We start from the raw sequence: 255 nt of genomic DNA on the forward strand, positions 1-255 counted from the left end.
CGATGTCACGCAGCGACGCGTACCCGAGGACCGCCGCCGCGTGGGTGCGGACCAGGTCGGACAGCACCCGGTCGCGCTCGGCCTCCGCGGTGGCGGCGAGGGTGTCGCGCAGCGCCGCCGCCGCGTCAGCGGCCGGGGCCGCCGCCGGTGCCGCCGCGCCGGCCGGGCGGACCAGGCCGTGCAGCAGCCGGGGCAGCGCCGGCCCGAGCCGGCCGAGCACCCCCAGGTCCAGGGCGACGGGTACGACCACCGGGT

At 81.6% G+C, this 255-nt stretch carries 1 protein-coding gene; it reads right to left on the reverse strand.

From position 1 onward, the window contains the following. On the reverse strand, window positions 1-255 hold a 255-nt coding region (locus tag LPA42_RS34785), incomplete at both ends, for a hypothetical protein (RefSeq protein ID WP_228987162.1).

The organism is Micromonospora sp. DH13 (genome assembly GCF_020873825.1).
Lineage (GTDB): Bacteria > Actinomycetota > Actinomycetes > Mycobacteriales > Micromonosporaceae > Micromonospora > Micromonospora haikouensis.